The sequence below is a fragment of the Gordonia asplenii genome, from assembly GCF_012933505.1.
GTDB lineage: Bacteria > Actinomycetota > Actinomycetes > Mycobacteriales > Mycobacteriaceae > Gordonia > Gordonia asplenii.
On sequence record NZ_JABBNB010000004.1, the window covers coordinates 250,934 to 267,591 of the forward strand.

Consider the following 16,658-nt stretch of genomic DNA (forward strand, 5'->3'; position numbering starts at 1 on the left):
ATGACCACCATCATCGACATCTCAGTGCCCTTGCAGGCCGGCATCCCCTCGGACCCGCCGGGACATCTACCCGAAATCGACTACTACGACCACACGCAGACCCGCGACGACCTGCTGTCGTTCTTCCCGGGCGCGACCGCCGAGGATCTGCCCGACGGCGAGGGCTGGGCCATCGAACGCGTGCGGGTGACGACGCACAACGGAACGCATCTCGATGCCCCCTATCACTATTCGGCGACGATGGACGGTGGGGCGCCGGCGTTGACCATCGACCAGGTGCCACTGGAGTGGTGCTTCAGTCGTGGTGTGAAACTCGACTTCCGGCACTTCGCCGACGGCTACGTGGTGACCCCCGACGACGTCGACGCCGAACTGGATCGCATCGGACACACGTTGGCTCCCTTCGACATCGTGCTGGTCAACACGAGCGCCGGTGAGCGCTACGGACACGACGACTACGTCACCACCGGCTGCGGCGTCGGGCGTGCGGCGACGCTGCATATGCTCCGTCAGGGTGTTCGGGTGACCGGAACGGACGCGTGGAGTTGGGATGCGCCATTCGTCTACACCGCGCAACGCTATGCGGCAGAACATGATTCGAGCGTCATCTGGGAGGGGCATCGGGCCGGACGGGAGATCGGCTATTGCCACATCGAGAAGCTGCACAACCTGGAGGCGTTGCCCGCGACGGGATTTCAGGTGTCGTGTTTCCCGGTGAAGATTCATCGGGCGTCGGCGGGCTGGACCCGCGCGGTCGCGATCGTCGAGGAGGGCTGAACGATGCGGATCGGTTCAACGATCATCGACGGAGTGCACCGCTACGGCGTCGTCGACGACGGACGACTGCGGTTGTTCGACGCCGGCACCGACGTCTACCGGGCGATCCGCAACGGCGAGACATCGTCGGAAGCGGTGACTTTCGATCCGTCGGGCGCGGTGCCGGTTCCGGTGCCGCTCACCACGATTCGGGATTTCATCACCTTCGAGCAGCACACCGCCGGCTCGTTGCGGGCGGTCGCCGGGACCGCCGAGGTGCCCGACGCCTGGTACGAGGCGCCCGCCTTCTACTTCAGCAATCCGCACGCGGCGATCGGCTCGGGCACCGACGTCCCGCTGCCGCCAGGTTGCGAAGCGTTCGACTTCGAACTCGAGGTCGCGGCGGTGATCGGCCGATCCGGGTACAACCTGTCGGTGGACGAGGCCGCTGAGTGCATCGCCGGTTTCACGATTCTCAACGACTGGTCGGCGCGCGACCTGCAGACGCGGGAGATGCGCGTCGGATTGGGGCCGGTGAAGGCGAAAGACACCGCGACCACCCTCGGCCCGGCGCTGGTGACCCCCGACGAGCTGGCCGATCGTCGAACCGACGACGGCGGCTACGACCTCGCGATGTCGGTCCGGATCAACGGAACCCTGATCGGTGAGGACACGCTGGCGAATATGGCCTGGACGTTCGCCGAACTCATCGCGTACGCCAGCCGCGGCACCTGGGTGCATCCCGGCGACGTGCTCGGATCCGGCACCTGCGCGAACGGATGCCTGGCTGAGCTGTGGGGATGGCGGGGCGCGCAGGATCCGCCGCCGCTGACCGCCGGCGACGTCGTCGAGATGAGCGTCGACGGCATCGGGACCGTCCGCAACGCGGTGGTCGCCGGGCCACCGCTGCATCCGGTGCCCGCGGCTCGACGGGGACGGCGGCATCGGGCGGGTTGAGCCGCGCGTGATTTCCCGAGAAGTCACGCCAAGGATGTTTAGCCCGCTCATCGGGAGTATGCGGGGTATCCTGATGCCCGATGCTTACCCGACGCCCGCTCCTTCCGACATTCCCCGATGTCGAGGAGCGGCAGTTCCGAATTGATCAGGACCTCGAAGGCAGGTCTTATCGCTCAGAGATATGGATAATTCTGCTGTGCGGTGGGGCGTTCATCCTCGCTTTTCAGTCGTATATCGTCGGCGGCGACGCACTTCCTTCGTTCGGTGGTGTAGTCTTCTTCGCCGCGGTTGCCCTGCCGATGATCCTGCGGTGGTTGGCGGGTGCGCAGAGTCCGGTACGGAAATGGTCGGCGCAGTTATTCATCATCGCGGTCTATATCGATATTGCGTCGCTGATGACCGTGCGCGTGTTGACGACCCGGCAGGGGATCGACGTCATTCCGCTGGTGTTACCGATCGGGGTGCTGCTGACATTGCTGGTGGTTCAGCTGCGGCTGTCCATCTTGGTCGCGACGTTACTCGGCGGCCTGGTCGTGATCGTCACCGCTGAGCTATGGCTCCTCGACATCACCAGCAATCGGTTGTTCGATCTGGTTGCCGGTTCGGCGGTCGTCGTCGTGCCGGTGGCCGCCGCCGTAGGATTGGATCGAGCCAATCGCCAGGCGTGGAAGTCGGAGCGCGACCTGTACCGACTGACTCGAACCGACACCCTGACCGGGCTGCCGAACAGGCGTGCGCTGGCCGAGCGCATGAGCGCCGTAGTCGGCGCCGGCCGTGGTGAGGCGATGGCGGTGGCGATCATCGACATCGACTTCTTCAAGCGCTACAACGACACATTCGGGCATCCGGCCGGGGACGCGTGCTTGCGTCGGATCGGCGCCTACCTCGATCGGGAGGTGATCCGTCCCGGCGAATTCGTCGCGCGTTTCGCGGGCGAGGAGTTCGTCGTGCTCGTCGGCGACGACGATGCGGTCGACCGTGTCGAGGGGCTGCGTTCGGGCATCGGCGGTCTGGCGATCCCCGCCGGGGATCCCAGTCGAGTGGTGACGGCATCGGCGGGACTGATCCGGTTGGACGGGTTCGACGACGACTCGCCGCACGGAGTCGACGCCACGCTCGCCGCGGCGGACGCGGCACTCTACGCGGCCAAGCGAGCGGGACGCGACCGCCTCACGGTGTTCGACGGCCCGATCGACGTACGGGCCATTCCGGAACGGCCGCGAGCGATACGACGCAATACCGATGCCGAGCCGGTGCTGCATACGAGCTGGCGGCAGCTGTGGTTCGACGCGCCGCTCGAAATGTTGTTTCGCGAACAATTCGACGAATTCGGACGTCCCCTGCGCCGATATATCATGTCGGGCCTATTGGCGGTTGTCGTGCTTATTTTCCTCTTTCAGAAGCCGTTGCTCAAGATTCCGGATGAAGCGGATGCGATCGGTCGATTCACGCTAGTCGTGGGAATTACGCCCGCCGTGCTAGCCGGCCTGCTGGGGAATACGCTGGAAAAGCTGCGTCCGTGGTCGGAAGCTATTTATGTGGCCGCGGTGGGAGTGGTCATCACGGCGCAAATGGTGGAACGGATCGTGCAATTGCCGAGGGGATACGACGTCGTTCCGATCTTGATGCCGATAGCGGTAGTGCTCAGTCTGTGCGTGATCCAGATCAGGTTCGCGATGCTGCTCCCCAGCATGATCGGATACACGGCCCTGATCGCCGGTCTCGAGGTGGCAGCATTTCCGCTGACGGTGAACCGGGTCCTCACGGTCGGAATGCTCGTGCTGATGGCGGCCGTCGCGACCCGATTCTCCTATCGCGTCGAGAAGTCGCGCCGGCTGAGCTGGTTGCGATCTCGGCAGCTGGACCTGATCTCGCGCACCGACCCGTTGACGGGTCTGCCCAATCGTCGGGAGTTCGACAGCGAACTGCGGTCGGTGCTGATGGCGGAGAAGTCGGGCGGGCTGCTGATCCTCGACGTCGACGACTTCAAGGCCTTCAACGACCATTTCGGGCATCTCGCGGGCGACGATTGTCTCTGTGCTGTCGGCGCCGGGCTGGCCGCGGTGTCGAAGAGCTCTCACGCGGTCGTGGCACGGCTCGGCGGCGAGGAGTTCGCGGCCATCCTGCGCGGCTCGAAGTCGGGTGGCGGCGCCGGTGTGGTCGACGCCGCCGAATCGATCTGTGCGGCGATCGCGCGATTGGGTATCCCGACCACCCGACCGGGGGCCGTACTGACCGCGTCCGGCGGACTTGCGAAATGGCACTGGGACCCCGATCACGACGCGGTCGAAGAGACGGCCGACATGTTGATGGCGCGCGCCGACGAGGCCCTGTACGCGGCCAAGCGCGGCGGGCGGAATCGGATGATGGTGGCGCAGGAGTGATCTGGGGCCTGCGTCCGAACCGCTTGACCTCTGGAGCATAATATATTCTTGGAGGTTCGGCACATGGCACGCGAGGCGACGATGCTCGAGCGGGTGATGACGCTGCTCGAGACGATCAAGGACGCGGACCGATCGCTGAGCGCGTCGGAGCTGGCCAGACTCAGCGGTGTCCCGATGGCGTCGACGCACCGGATCCTCGCCGAACTCGCGCGCACCGGCTTCGTCGATCGAGCCGACGGGGCGTACCGGATCGGCATGCGGTTGTGGCAGGTCGCTGTGCAATCGTCGTACGCCCCGACGCTCGGGGAGATCGCGCGGCCCTTCCTCGAAGACTTGCACGCGGTCGTGCAGATGCCCACGCTGCTGTCCGTCATCGAGCGCGACGACATCGTCAACATTGAGACGCTGCATCCACGCGGTCCCGAGCCCACCAACATCACCGGACCCGGCGTGCGGCTCCCCGTCCTCGTATCGTCGCCGGGGATGGCCATCGTCGCGTTCCTGCCCCGCGAGCAACGAGAAGCGGTCTTGCAGAACGCGCGGATCACCCGTTTCACCCCGTACACCGTCACTGACCGAGCCCAATTGCGCATGCATGTCGACGCCATCCGGCGCACCGGATATGCGGCGCTCAAGCGGTGGATCGTCCCGGAGTCAACCGGGGTGGCGGTGCCGATCCTCGACGAGAACGGAATCGCATCGGCCGCGGTGTCGGTGACCGTGCCGTACGACTACGCCGAACAAGGTGACCTCGTCCTGGCGTTGCGGACCACCGCGCGGAGCATCGCACGCGCGATCAGCGACCGGGCCGCGTACAACGATCCCCAGCTGGCACTTCGCAAACTCATGGCGCGAGCGACGCAGACCCGGTGACCTGAAGTGCGGCGCTGACCGAATGCGAGCAGCGTCACACTTTCCTTCTCGAAAAGCGAGAATGCTCCTTGGCTGTCATCGTCGTCGGCACGAAAGTGGTCACCACATCACCGGCGGCTACCGCCGGATCGGCGAAAGGATCACGGCATGGGTGCGGCGACGGCAGTGCAGACGACCGAGACGGGTGCGTCCGTCGAACGAGACGGAGTTGCGCACTACCGAATGTTCATCGACGGCACGTGGGTAGACACCGACGACGCGTACACGATCGCAGACCCGGCGACCGGCGAGATCGTGGAGACCTCCGCCAAAGCGACCGTCGACCACGTCGACGCCGCGGTGGCCGCCGCGCGACGCGCGTTCGTCGACGGTGCGTGGCGACGCACCGCGCCCGTGGCGCGCGCCGCGGTCTTCGACCGTGCTGCCGAGGCGCTCGGCGCCCGCATGGACGAGATCTCCTCGATCATCTGCCGCGAGACCGGGATGGCCATCCGCACAGCCGGGGCACTCGGTGTCGGGTTCCCGATGATGCATCTGTCCTATTTCGCCGATCTCACCCGCGCCTACGAATTCACGCGAGCGGCGCCGATCAACGGGCAGGTACTCCACGGCGGCTACATCCGCAAGGAGCCGCTCGGCGTCTGCGCGGGCATCACGCCCTGGAACTTCCCGGCCAGTACCGCGGTGTGGAAGTCGATCCCCGCGCTCGCGACGGGCAACTCGGTGGTTCTCAAGGTGGACGAGAAGACTCCGAGTTTCGCACTCGAACTCGCCGCGCTGCTCAAGGACGCGGGTCTGCCCGACGGGGTGTTCAACGTCGTCGTCGGCGACGGGCCGACCATCGGTGAACATCTCGTCCGCCACGACGATGTGGCACTGATATCTTTCACCGGATCCACCACCACCGGGCGGCGGGTGATGGCCAACGCCGCCGAACGCGTCAAGCGGGTTCTGCTCGAACTCGGTGGCAAGAGTCCGAACATCGTCCTCGATGACGCCGACCTGGACGCCGCCGTCGACGGAACCGTCTACGGGTTCGTCCTGCACGCCGGGCAGGCCTGCGAGTCGGGTTCGCGGCTGCTGCTGCCGGCGAGCATCCACGACGAGTTCGTCGATCGGCTCATCGCTCGACTCGACACCATCCGCATCGGTGATCCGCAGGACCCGGCCACCGACATGGGCGCGCTGATGAGCGCCGAGCAGCTCGCGCGGGTTCGCCGCTACATCGACATCGGTCTCGCCGAGGGCGCGACCCTCGCCTACGGCGGCGGTGCACCCGAGGGAGAACGGTTCGCCCGCGGCTACTGGATGCGGCCGACCGTGTTCACCAATGTGAGCAATCAGATGCGCATCGCCCAAGAGGAGATCTTCGGACCGGTGCTGTCGGTGATCCGCTACGAGACGGTCGACGAGGCAATTGCGATCGCCAACGACAGCGACTACGGCCTCGCGGCCGGGGTGTGGAGCACCGACAATCAGCGCGCCATCGACGTCGCCGAGCGTTTGGAAGCCGGCTCGGTATGGATCAACGACTGGCACAACATGTCGCAGCACCTGCCGTTCGGTGGATACAAGCAGAGCGGGCTCGGACGTGAGCTGGGTCCGGACGCTCTCGACGAGTTCGTTCAGGACAAGTCGATCACCGTCGACCTGAGCGGAGACGTGAGCCGCCGCGCCTACGGCATCGTGCTCGGTACCCCGGCGCACGCCTGATCTTCTGCGGGACCCGCGGGTGCGACGAGAGCGGTCGCCTCACGTGGTTTCGACACGGGCCTCCGCTTGCGCTCCGGCCCGGCTCAACCAGCGGGGTAGGGGCGCGACCCGGCGCGGCCAGCGTGCCATCACACCTTGAATTCACACCCACAATCGGCCGGCGGACCGGCCACTACGAGAGGACACACCATGGGAAAGCTTGACGGCAAGGTTGCCTTCATCACCGGAGTCGCCCGCGGCCAGGGGCGGGCCGAAGCGCTCGCATTGGCCGCCGAGGGCGCCGACATCATCGGCATCGACATCTGCGGACCGGTCGCCACGAACGTCGCCGAGGCATCCACCCACGCCGACCTGGAGAACACGGCGCTGGCAGTGAAGGAACTCGGCCGCACCATGGTCGCAGCCGAAGCCGACGTCCGCGACTACGCCGGGCTCAAGGCCGCGCTCGACGAGGGCGTCCGCCAGCTCGGCAGGCTCGACATCGTCGTCGCCAACGCCGGAATGTGGAACTACGGCCTCACCGAGACCATCACCGAGGAGATGTGGGACGTCGTTCAAGACGTGAACCTCAAGGGCGTCTGGCACACCGCCAAGGCGGCCATCCCGATCCTCAAGGCCCAGGGGAGCGGCGGTGCGATGGTGTTCACGACGTCGTCGATGGCCACCATCGGAGCGCCGAACATGTCGCCGTACTGTGCCGCCAAGCATGGGGTGTCGGGCCTGGTCAAGACGATCGCGATGGAGCTCGCGCCGCACAACGTGCGGGTGAACAGCGTCGCGCCGACGACGGTGAACACCAAACTGATCCACAACCAGCCGACGTACGCGTTGTTCGCCCCCGACCTCGCCGCCGACGAGCTCACCCTCGACAACGTCGAACCGCGATTCGCCACCATCCCATTGCTCGACGTCGCGTGGGTCGAGCCGGAGGACATCGCGGGGGCCGTGGTCTACCTGGCCTCCGACGATGCCCGTTACGTCACGGGACTGGACCTGCGCGTCGACGCGGGTCAGATTCTGAACTGAAACCCCAGCCAGGAGCACGTTGCAGATGTCTCTTTTCGAGATCCACGACGACGAGGACCCGATGGCACCGCTGTGCCGGATGGCCCTGCAGACCACGTTCGCCGACCTTCCGCCACAGGTCGTCGAACACGCCACGCACTCCCTGCTCGACGGGATGGCAGTGACGATCGGCGGGTCCGGAATGGACGGCATCCCCGGGCTGGTCGAGCTGATCACCGAGCGCGGTGGCGCGCCCCAATCGGTGCTGCCGTTCTACGGGGGACGCTTTCCCGCCAACGAGGTGGCGCTCGCGATCGGACCGATGCCCCGCGCCATGGACTGCGGCGACCTGCACGAGGACGCGGGCCACGTCGGCGAGTACATCGTGGCGAGTCTGCTCGCCGCGACCGGCCTCGTCAACGGGGCGGTGTCCGGGGAGGACTTCCTGACGGCACTGGTCGTAGGACAGGAGATCCTCATTCGCATCGGGGCCGCCTATCACGTGATCAGCAAGGCGATTCCCGAGGGCGACTGCGGCGGCCACTACATCTTCGGGGCGGTCGCCGCGGTCGGCAGACTGATCGGCCTCGACCAGGATCAGCTGGAGAACGCACAGGGAATCGCGCGGACGATGACCCAACCGCACACCATGGGCATCTACTCACCGGCGACCCTCATGGTCCGCACCCATCACGGAGTGGTGTGTCAGGCCGCGATCAACGCGTGCGAACTGGCGCGCAAGGGCATCACCGGACCCCGGGACTCGGTGCTCACCGGGCCGAACGGACTGTTCCGAACGGCTCGCTGGGAGACACACCCCGAGACGATCACCGAGGGTCTCGGCGACGTGTGGCTCTCCACCCGCCTGACGACGAAGGGATACAGCGCCTGCTACTTCAACCATTCGTCGGTCGACGCGATCATCGAGCAGATGGTCGAGCACGGCTTCAGCGCGCGGGACATCGCGGCGATCGCGATCGAGGTGTCGCCGTCGGGCTGGGGCGCGGTGTGTGAGCCGATCGAGAAGAAGTGGAATCCGGTGACGATCCCCGATTGTCAGTTCTCGCTCCCGTATGCGGTGGCGGTCGCCGCGTTCGATCGGCGGCTCTTCGTCGACTCGTACGGCGACGATCAGCGTCGTCGCCCCGAGGTGCGCGAGCTGATGACTCGGATCACGGCGTCGATGAACCCCGACGTGTCCGACTGGGGTGCCCGGATGACGACGACGCTGCGTGACGGGCGGGTGGTCCACAGCGAGTGCATCCACGTCAAAGGACATCCGGACAAGCCGTTCACCAGGGCGGACTTCGTCGACAAGTTCTACAACTGCGTGCCGTTCTCGATCATCCCCATTCCGCAGGACGTGCAGGCCCAGCTGGTCGACGACGTGCTCCACCTCGACCGGTGCAACGACGTCGTCGCTGCACTCCTCACTCCGTTGCTCCCACACGACGAACTCGTCGACGCCTGATCGGCGCTCGACGTAACTCATCACTGGCACTCATCACTGGCACAGAAGGACTCTCCAGAAATGACCACTTCAACGTCGGGCGCGGCGGCCCGCAGCCTCGCCACGTCCGGGCTCGGCGTCGCCGTGCTCTGCATGTTCCTCAATCTGGTCGACGGCTTCGATCTGCTGGTCATCAGCTTCGTGCTGCCGACCCTGCCGGACGGATTCGCGACGACCTTTCAGCAAGGGCTGCTGGTGAGCATCGCCCTGGTCGGCATGGCGGTCGGTGCGATCGGACTGGCCCGCTTCGCCGACCGCTACGGCCGCCGACTCATCGCACTCGTCGGCATCGGGGTGAATCTCGGCGGCCTCGTGCTGTCGTCGCTCGCACCGAACGTCGAGGTCATGATGCTCGCCCGGTTCATCACCGGTGCCGGCATCGGCATGATCAGCGTCGTGATCGTGGTTGCGGCACAGGAGTCGGCCGCTCCGAAGCAGCGGAATCTCGCCACCGGTCTGGTGATGGTCGGGTATCCACTCGGCAGCGTGCTCGCCGCGGTGAGCACCGATGCGATTCGGAGCGCATTCGGGGAGAATTGGCAGGCCATGTACCTCACTGGCGCGGTTCTGGCGCTGATCGCGTTCGTTGCCGCTCATCTCGGGCTGCCGGAGTCGGTGAAGAAGTCGGCGAAGCGGCCCGTGAAGAACTCGGCGACCGCGTCGGCGAGCCTACCGAAGGCGCCGTCGTTGCTCGGCCGGGAACTGGTCGTCGTCACCGTGTTGCTGTGCGTCGGGTACATGACGGTCTCGGGGGTGTTCAACTTCGCCGCGGGGCTGACTCCGGCGTTCATGAAGGCCGAGTTCCTCAAGGGGCTCGACCCGGTCGCGAAAGCGGCCGCAACCAGCGAGGCCGGCGACATCGCGCAACGCGTCGGTCTGGCCCTCAGCCTGGGGTGCCTCGTCGGAGCGGTCAGCCTCGCGATCGTCGGCCTGGTCGTCTCGGCGACGCGTCTCGCGTGGATCTACAGCGTCATCGGCGTCGTCTCGATGATCGGCTTCGCGGGCGCCTTCCCCGGCGCGGGTGAGCGGCCCGGCGCACAGATGTATGTTTTCGCGTTCGCTCTCGGCGTCGGCGTCTTCGGCGGGATCTCGTCGTTCAGCGCGCTCGTCCCCGCGGCGTACCCGGTGTCCGCGCGAGCCAAGGGGTATGGAGCGATGCTCGGTTTCGGCCGGGCGGGTGCCATCGCCGCGCCGCTCATCACCGCGTGGGCGGTCGCGAAGGTGGACGCCCAGACGCTGTACAACCTCACCAATATCGGCCTGGTCATCAGCCTTTGCTGCGCTGTCGCGCTGGTCGCGGTGATGCGTTCACGCGCCACCGCAACGCGACCAGTGCAACCGTCCGATGCGGTGGCGTCGATGGCGACACCGGCGGCGGGCTGACAGCGGCGCGGGCGGAACGGCTTCGACGGTTGCTCTTCATTGAGCGGATCTGCTGATCGCCGCGACCGCACATGCGCATGACGCGACGCTCTTCACCCGAAATCCGGCGGACTTCGGCGGGCTCGACGATCTCATCGAGGTCGTCACCGTCTGACCTCACGCCAGGCCGTCTCCGACCGTGACTTCTTGACCGTCTCCGACGGCGGTTCGCCGAAGCGTGCCCGATAGGCCGCGGCGAACCGCGACAGGTGGGTGAAGCCCCACCGGTAGGCGACGTCGGTGACGCTCGCCTCTCCGGAGTCGGTCGCGGTCAACTGCTCGTGAACCCGGTCCAGGCGCAGATTCTGCACGTGTGCCGTCGGAGAGGTGCTCAGCTCGTCCCGAAACGCCCGCTGCAACGACCGGGTACTCATCCCGGCTACCCCGGCCAGGTCAGCCATCGACATCGGCTCGTCGATGTGCTCCTCGATATAGTCCAGAACGGCTTGCAGTACCCGCCGCGCCGGACGGCCGGCGGCCCGGTCCGCCAGCGCGCCCGCGTAGCTATTAGCTTGGGAGACAAGCAATCCGGTGAGCAGATGATCCTGCCAACTGGCCGCCGCGAGCGGATGTGCGGCAATCCCGCCCGCGGTGTCGAGGTCGCGCAGACCGAGGCGGAGGAACTGAAACCAGGACGCCACCGACGGTGCGCCGAGGTCGAGCGGGACGTCGAAGACGGTGACCGCACCCGACGGGCGACCGAGCACGGCGTCGAGCCGCCGATCCAGCGTCGTGCGTTCGATCCGCAGGTGCAGTTGCCCGTAATCGTCGGACATGGTCATGCGCGCCCGCATCCCCGGACTCAGCACGGCGCCGTGTCCGGCGTCGATGACACCGCGTCCGGAGTCGCGGGACGTGATCGCGCTGGATCCGCTCAGCGCGAAGATCACGTCGTAGTAGTCGATCGGTTCGGAGATGTCGACGTCGACGGCCGCGCCCTGCGCGAGATAGAACACCCCGACGTCGCCGACCCGGGTCGAGCGCACGTCACCGTGGAATTCGCCCGCCGTGCGGGTGGACCCCAGCGTGATCCGGTGCGGCGTCAGCAACTTCGACGCAGCCGCGCGAAACGAGTCGGCGTCGTCGGTGTCCAGCGTCCGATGGGTACGCAGGGGTGCGTCGTCGACGGCGTCGTCCATCGCTGCACCTGACCTTCTGACCTGCGACTATGTTGGTGGCGCGATCCGGATATCGCTGTCGCGACGCGGATAGCCGCCGTGGTGTCGTTTCCCTACCTTCTGTTGTACAGGTCACACCGGGTGGCCGAGCAACGAGGAGAGACGAAATGTCGACCGATTTCGATGTCGTGGTGGTGGGATACGGCCCGACGGGCCAGGTGCTGGCGTCGATGCTGGGACGCGCGGGTCACCGCGTGGGCGTGTTCGAGCGCTGGCCCGCTCTGTACGGGCTGCCGCGGTTGACGCACATCGATGGCGAGACCGCCCGGGTGATCGCCGCGGCCGGCGACGTCGGGTACGCGTTGCGCGACGCCTCGCCCGCAGCCGCGTACGAGTGGCGCAACGGTTCGGGCGACCTGCTCATCGCCCTGGACTGGACCGGTGCCGCGAGCGGCTACGCCGCGCACTACACGATGTACCAGCCCGACATCGAAGACTCGATCGACCAACGTGCCCGGACCTATGCCGGCGTCGAGATCAACCAGGGGACGGGCGTCGTCGCACTTGCGCAGTTCGACGATCACGTCGCGGTGACGGTGCGCCCCTGGTCGCGTGACCGTGACGATCAGTGGTCGGCCGGAATGTCGGATCGGACCGTCACCGCGCGCTACGTGGTGGGCGCGGACGGCGCCAACAGCGTCGTACGCACCGCGTTGGGCATCGACCGCTCCGACCTCGGCGTCGACGACATGTGGCTCAACATCGACACCGAATGCCTGCGTGATCTCGGCCCGGCGTTCAAGGTCACCCAGCAGTTCTGTGATCCGTTGCAGCCCAACATGTTCATGCCGATCGGCAACACCCGACAGCGGTTCGAGGTGGCCGTGCGCGACGGCGACGACCCCGCCGAGATGGAGACCGAGGAGTTCGCCTGGCGCTGGCTGCGCGAGCGGCACGGCCTCGGCCCCGAGGACGTCCGCATCCTGCGCCACGTCATCTACCGCTTCTCCGCCCGGACCGCCGACAAGTGGCGCGACGGTCGGGTGCTGCTGGCCGGGGACGCCGCGCACACGATGCCGCCGTATATGGGGCAGGGTGCCTGCTCGGGAATGCGTGACGGCATCACGCTCGCCTGGAAACTCGACCTCGTGCTCACCGGCAAGGCCGACGACAGCCTGCTCGACACCTACGAGGCCGAACGTCGACCGCACGTCGACGTCATCCAGCACTGCGCCGTCGAACTGGGACGTGTTGCCAACCTGAAGGACCCGCAGGCCGCCGCCGCCCGCGACGACGCGTTCCGGCGCGGCGAGGTCCCGCCGTTGCCACCGTTCCCGACCATTACCGCCGGAGTCATCGCCACCGCCGACAGGGTGCCGTCCGGCGTCGCCGGCCGGCTCGGCCCGCACGGCGTCGTGACCCGCGGCGACGATCGCGCACTCTTCGACGACCTCTTCGGGTGGGGTTTCACCGTGATGGCCGCCGACGATCCGGCGACCGTCCTGTCGGCGCAGCAGTTGGACTTTCTCGCCTCCATCGGCGCGCGTGTCGCGACGATCGCTTCCGGCACAACGAATTCCACCGACGACGTGGACGGCGCTTATGCGCGGTTCTTCGCCGACAACGAGGTACAGGCCTACATCGAACGTCCCGACTTCCATCTGTTCGGGGCCGGCTCGATGGCTGACCTGCCCGGCCTCGTCGACCAATTGGCTTCGGCGTTCGGCGCACGCGAGAGCCACCAGCTGCAAGGATCGGCACAGTGACCCTCAACGACGCGAGCTCCGCCGACGCGACTCCTGACGACATGACCCGAGATGGCACCGCTCGCGCGACCCGAGAGGAAATCGCGCACGCCAACCAGGCGCATTGGCGGGCGATGTCGACGACGCGGCTGCTCGATTGCGGCATGGCCTACGCCGACGTCGGTGAGCTGCAACGACAGACCGACGGCGGAACCGCGTGGGACCGAGCCTGCGAGGCGATCGGTGTCGCACGTCGAAATGCCGGCGACGCCGCGGCCGCCGCCGGCAACTCCATCACCGCCGCTCATCAATTCGGTTGGGCCGCAGCGGGTTTCCTATTCGCGCAGATGGCGAACAATTTCGATACCGACCGCAAACGGGAACTCTACGACCGGTTCACCGAGGCCGTGCAGCGGCTGGCGACGGTCTCGTCGAATCCTCTCACGCGCGTCGAGGTGCCCGTCGGTGACGGACGTCTCGTCGGGTGGCACATGCGGCCCGCCGGGCGTGAGCCGATCGGCACCGTCATCCTCTTCGGCGGCCAAAGTGGTTGGGGTGCAACCTATTTACGTAACGCAGAGGCGCTGGCTCAGCGTGGCATCGCGACCTTGCTCGCCGAGGGGCCCGGGCAGGGGGAGTCGCGGATGCGCTACGGCATCCACCTCGACGTCGACGTCGCCGACGCATTCGGCCGCTTCGTCACCGCGGCGCTCGACGACGTCGATGCACCCGTGGGCATCTGGGGCAACAGCGTCGGCGGGCTGTTCGCGGCGCTGACCGCGGCCGCCGACGCGAGGCTCGCCGCCTGCTGTGTCAACGGCGGGTTCGCCGCGCCGCGGCTGCTCAGTTTCCGCACATTCGCCGAGCAGGCCGCGGCGATGCTCGGCACCACCGACGAGGCGGCGATCGAAGCGAATTTCAAACGACTGCGATTCGATCCGTCGACGCACTCGATCGATGTGCCGCTGTTGGTGATTCACGGTGGAGCCGACCCGCTTGTCGCTCTCGCGGACCAGCAGCCCTTCCTCGAGGCCGCCGCCGACGCGACGCTGCAGCAGTGGGACGACGGCGATCACACCGTCTACAACCACGGAGATGAACGCAACGACCTCGTCGCCGACTGGTTTGCCGAGGTGTTCACGCGGACGCGCTGATCGGGCGGGAATACCGGCCGCCGTCGGCTAGGCTTTCCCACACGAGCGGTAGCGGATGGGCGCTCAGCGAAGATTCACCTCGGTTAGATCGGATTGTTGTGGCGATGGCTTCACGTGGACCGAAGAGTGGTGACGTGGTGTCGTCGGCGTCGCCGTAGCCAGGGATAGTCGGTATGCCGTCGCGTCAGTGGCTGTTGGCAGTCAATTTGGGGTCGGTCGCAATGATCGGTATCGGCCTGCTCTTCGTCGTGGTGTGGATGGTCGATCGACGCCGCTGGTACGCGCTGTCATTCGCGGGCGCGGTCACCGGGTTCACCCTCGCGGGTTTGGTGCTGTCGATTCCGTTGGGCACGGCAGCGGCGTCGTCCATTCATGGCGTGTTGTTTCCGATCGCCGTCGCACTGCTCATCGATGGAGTGTTGCGGCGCAGGGCTCAACAGTTCAGGTGGATGACCAACGCGGCGTTCGTAGTCGTATTGGCGGTCGTGGTCTGCTATTTCGCCTATCCGATGCCGTTGTTGATCGCTCGCATCGTCACCCAGAACGTCGGGATGGCGGTGCTTGTGTGGACAGCGAGCTGGCGGCTGTGGCGTAGCGGGGTCACGACGACGAGAGATCGAGTGTGCCTGGCCGCGATGTGCCTGCTGGGTGCGGCCGTGATGGCCAATCTCGTGTGCGCGGCGCTCTCCGATGTGCCTCGGGAGCTTCTCACCGATGCCGACTTGACCGCTTACCTGGCGTCTGCGTTGGAATACGCGCTCATCGTCGCCACCGGACTCGTCCTGCCCGGGTTCGTGGCCACCATGCTGGCGGTCACCGTGGTCGATGTGATCGAGGACCTGAGGGCGCAGCGTGACCGCGACGAGCTGACCGGAGTGCTCAACCGATGGGGATTCAACCATCGCGCCGAGCGGATGAGTACCTCGGCCGGGTGTGCGCTCGCCCTGATCGACCTGGACCGTTTCAAACGCATCAACGACCTTCTCGGGCACGCGGCCGGCGACGCGGTGCTCGTGATGGTGGCACGCGAGCTGTCCCCGGGGGCCGACGAGAGCGTCGTCGGGCGGCTGGGCGGCGAGGAGTTCGCAGTGCTGCTGCCCGGCGCCGACCTCGACCGGGCGCTGGTGTGGGCCGAGACGACCCGACGGCGAATCGAATCGCTCACGATCACCACGGGCGAACACCAGGTGACCGTCACCGCCAGTATCGGCATCACCGCCAGTCGCGGGCCCGGCGTCGTCCGGCTTCCCGACCTACTGGAGATGGCTGACAAGGCCCTGTACGCGGCCAAAGCCGGTGGACGCAATAGGGTCGCAGCCGAGGTGGCCGGGGCAACGCATTGATGGTGTGAGCCGCCTGCCGCTGGTTGAGCGAGCGCTGTGAGTCGAGACCGGGTTTCGTGGGGTGAGTCGCCCTCCTGGATCCATCGACGGCAGTCTCCCTGCGCTGGTTGAGCCGTGAGGAGCGTTGGCGACGAGCGTGTCGAAACCATCGTGAGACAACGGAATTCGGTGTCGAGGCAGACCGGGACGGCGATATCGGCGCATCAGTCGAATGCACCCGCTGGGTGCAATTCGACTCGAAGATCACACGGTCAGAGCGCGAGATGAACGGTCGCACGAAACCTGTTGTGTCACCATGGTTTCGACTCGCTGCGCTCGCTCAACCGGCAGGGGTCGGCTCGCTGTGCCTGGGTGTCGTCGGTGTCTGCTGGTTAGTAGGGTGGGTCGCCGAGGTGGGTGGCGGCGTCGTCGGCGGCGATGTGGGCGCGGACTGCGGGTGGCTCGATGCATCGACCGTCGGTGCGGGCGCGGCGGTTGCGGTCGCGTTCGGCTCGGCGTCGGGCATGTTTGTCTGCCGTGCGGGTCCGGTGGGGGTCCGACGGTGTGTGGGGCGGTGCGGGTTGTCGTCTGCCCGGCGTCTGGGGTGTGGTGAACCGGTAGCGGGCCAGTCCGGGGAACAGGTCCAGACCGGGTCCGGCGCGGCCTTCGATGACGGTCCCTTCGGGGGTGATGAAGACG

At 66.7% G+C, this 16,658-nt stretch carries 12 protein-coding genes and 1 pseudogene; 11 read left to right on the top strand and 2 right to left on the bottom strand.

Annotated elements, in window-relative coordinates:
- From HH308_RS05650 to HH308_RS05685, 8 genes are all read left to right on the top strand, one after another.
- Positions 1–777, top strand: a complete 777-nt coding sequence (locus HH308_RS05650; protein ID WP_170193193.1) for a cyclase family protein — start codon at positions 1–3, stop codon at positions 775–777.
- Between the two features lie 3 nt (positions 778–780).
- Positions 781–1,713, top strand: coding sequence for a fumarylacetoacetate hydrolase family protein (locus tag HH308_RS05655; RefSeq protein ID WP_170193194.1), 933 nt, complete (start codon positions 781–783; stop codon positions 1,711–1,713).
- 80 nt (positions 1,714–1,793) lie between these two features.
- Positions 1,794–4,097, top strand: a complete 2,304-nt coding sequence (locus HH308_RS05660) for a GGDEF domain-containing protein (protein ID WP_170193195.1) — start codon at positions 1,794–1,796, stop codon at positions 4,095–4,097.
- 63 nt (positions 4,098–4,160) lie between these two features.
- Positions 4,161–4,970, top strand: a complete 810-nt coding sequence (locus HH308_RS05665) for an IclR family transcriptional regulator (RefSeq protein WP_246284250.1) — start codon at positions 4,161–4,163, stop codon at positions 4,968–4,970.
- A 147-nt stretch (positions 4,971–5,117) separates the two neighbouring features.
- Positions 5,118–6,683, top strand: coding sequence for an aldehyde dehydrogenase family protein (locus tag HH308_RS05670; protein WP_211188196.1), 1,566 nt, complete (start codon positions 5,118–5,120; stop codon positions 6,681–6,683).
- 189 nt (positions 6,684–6,872) lie between these two features.
- Positions 6,873–7,709 carry a mycofactocin-coupled SDR family oxidoreductase gene (locus HH308_RS05675; protein WP_170193196.1) on the top strand — a complete coding sequence of 279 codons (837 nt, stop codon included), beginning with the start codon at positions 6,873–6,875 and terminating at the stop codon, positions 7,707–7,709.
- Between the two features lie 25 nt (positions 7,710–7,734).
- Complete coding sequence (locus tag HH308_RS05680; RefSeq protein ID WP_170193197.1) at positions 7,735–9,159, top strand: MmgE/PrpD family protein; 1,425 nt, start codon at positions 7,735–7,737, stop codon at positions 9,157–9,159.
- Between the two features lie 60 nt (positions 9,160–9,219).
- On the top strand, positions 9,220–10,581 hold the full coding sequence (locus tag HH308_RS05685) for an MFS transporter (protein ID WP_170193198.1): 1,362 nt from the start codon (positions 9,220–9,222) through the stop codon (positions 10,579–10,581).
- A gap of 143 nt (positions 10,582–10,724) precedes the next feature.
- Here the strand turns inward: HH308_RS05685 and HH308_RS05690 are convergent, their stop codons facing one another.
- A complete protein-coding gene (locus HH308_RS05690) occupies positions 10,725–11,759 on the bottom strand; it encodes an AraC-like ligand-binding domain-containing protein (protein ID WP_170193199.1) in 1,035 nt (344 codons plus the stop codon).
- 146 nt (positions 11,760–11,905) lie between these two features.
- Here HH308_RS05690 and mhpA point away from each other — a divergent pair, with 146 nt between their 5' ends.
- The 3 genes from mhpA (at position 11,906) to HH308_RS05705 (ending at position 15,980) form a co-directional block, all read left to right on the top strand.
- Positions 11,906–13,504: a bifunctional 3-(3-hydroxy-phenyl)propionate/3-hydroxycinnamic acid hydroxylase MhpA gene (mhpA, locus tag HH308_RS05695; protein ID WP_170193200.1), complete on the top strand. Its 1,599-nt coding sequence runs from the start codon at positions 11,906–11,908 to the stop codon at positions 13,502–13,504.
- Positions 13,501–14,637 (top strand): alpha/beta hydrolase family protein, encoded by a 1,137-nt coding sequence (locus HH308_RS05700; RefSeq protein WP_312870400.1) that lies wholly within the window; start codon positions 13,501–13,503, stop codon positions 14,635–14,637. The genes mhpA and HH308_RS05700 overlap by 4 nt, the downstream gene beginning before the upstream one ends.
- 173 nt (positions 14,638–14,810) lie before the next feature.
- On the top strand, positions 14,811–15,980 hold the full coding sequence (locus HH308_RS05705) for a GGDEF domain-containing protein (protein WP_170193201.1): 1,170 nt from the start codon (positions 14,811–14,813) through the stop codon (positions 15,978–15,980).
- Positions 15,981–16,351: 371 nt separating this feature from the next.
- Here the strand turns inward: HH308_RS05705 and HH308_RS05710 are convergent.
- Positions 16,352–16,658, bottom strand: a pseudogene (locus HH308_RS05710) (hypothetical protein); the annotation flags it as partial.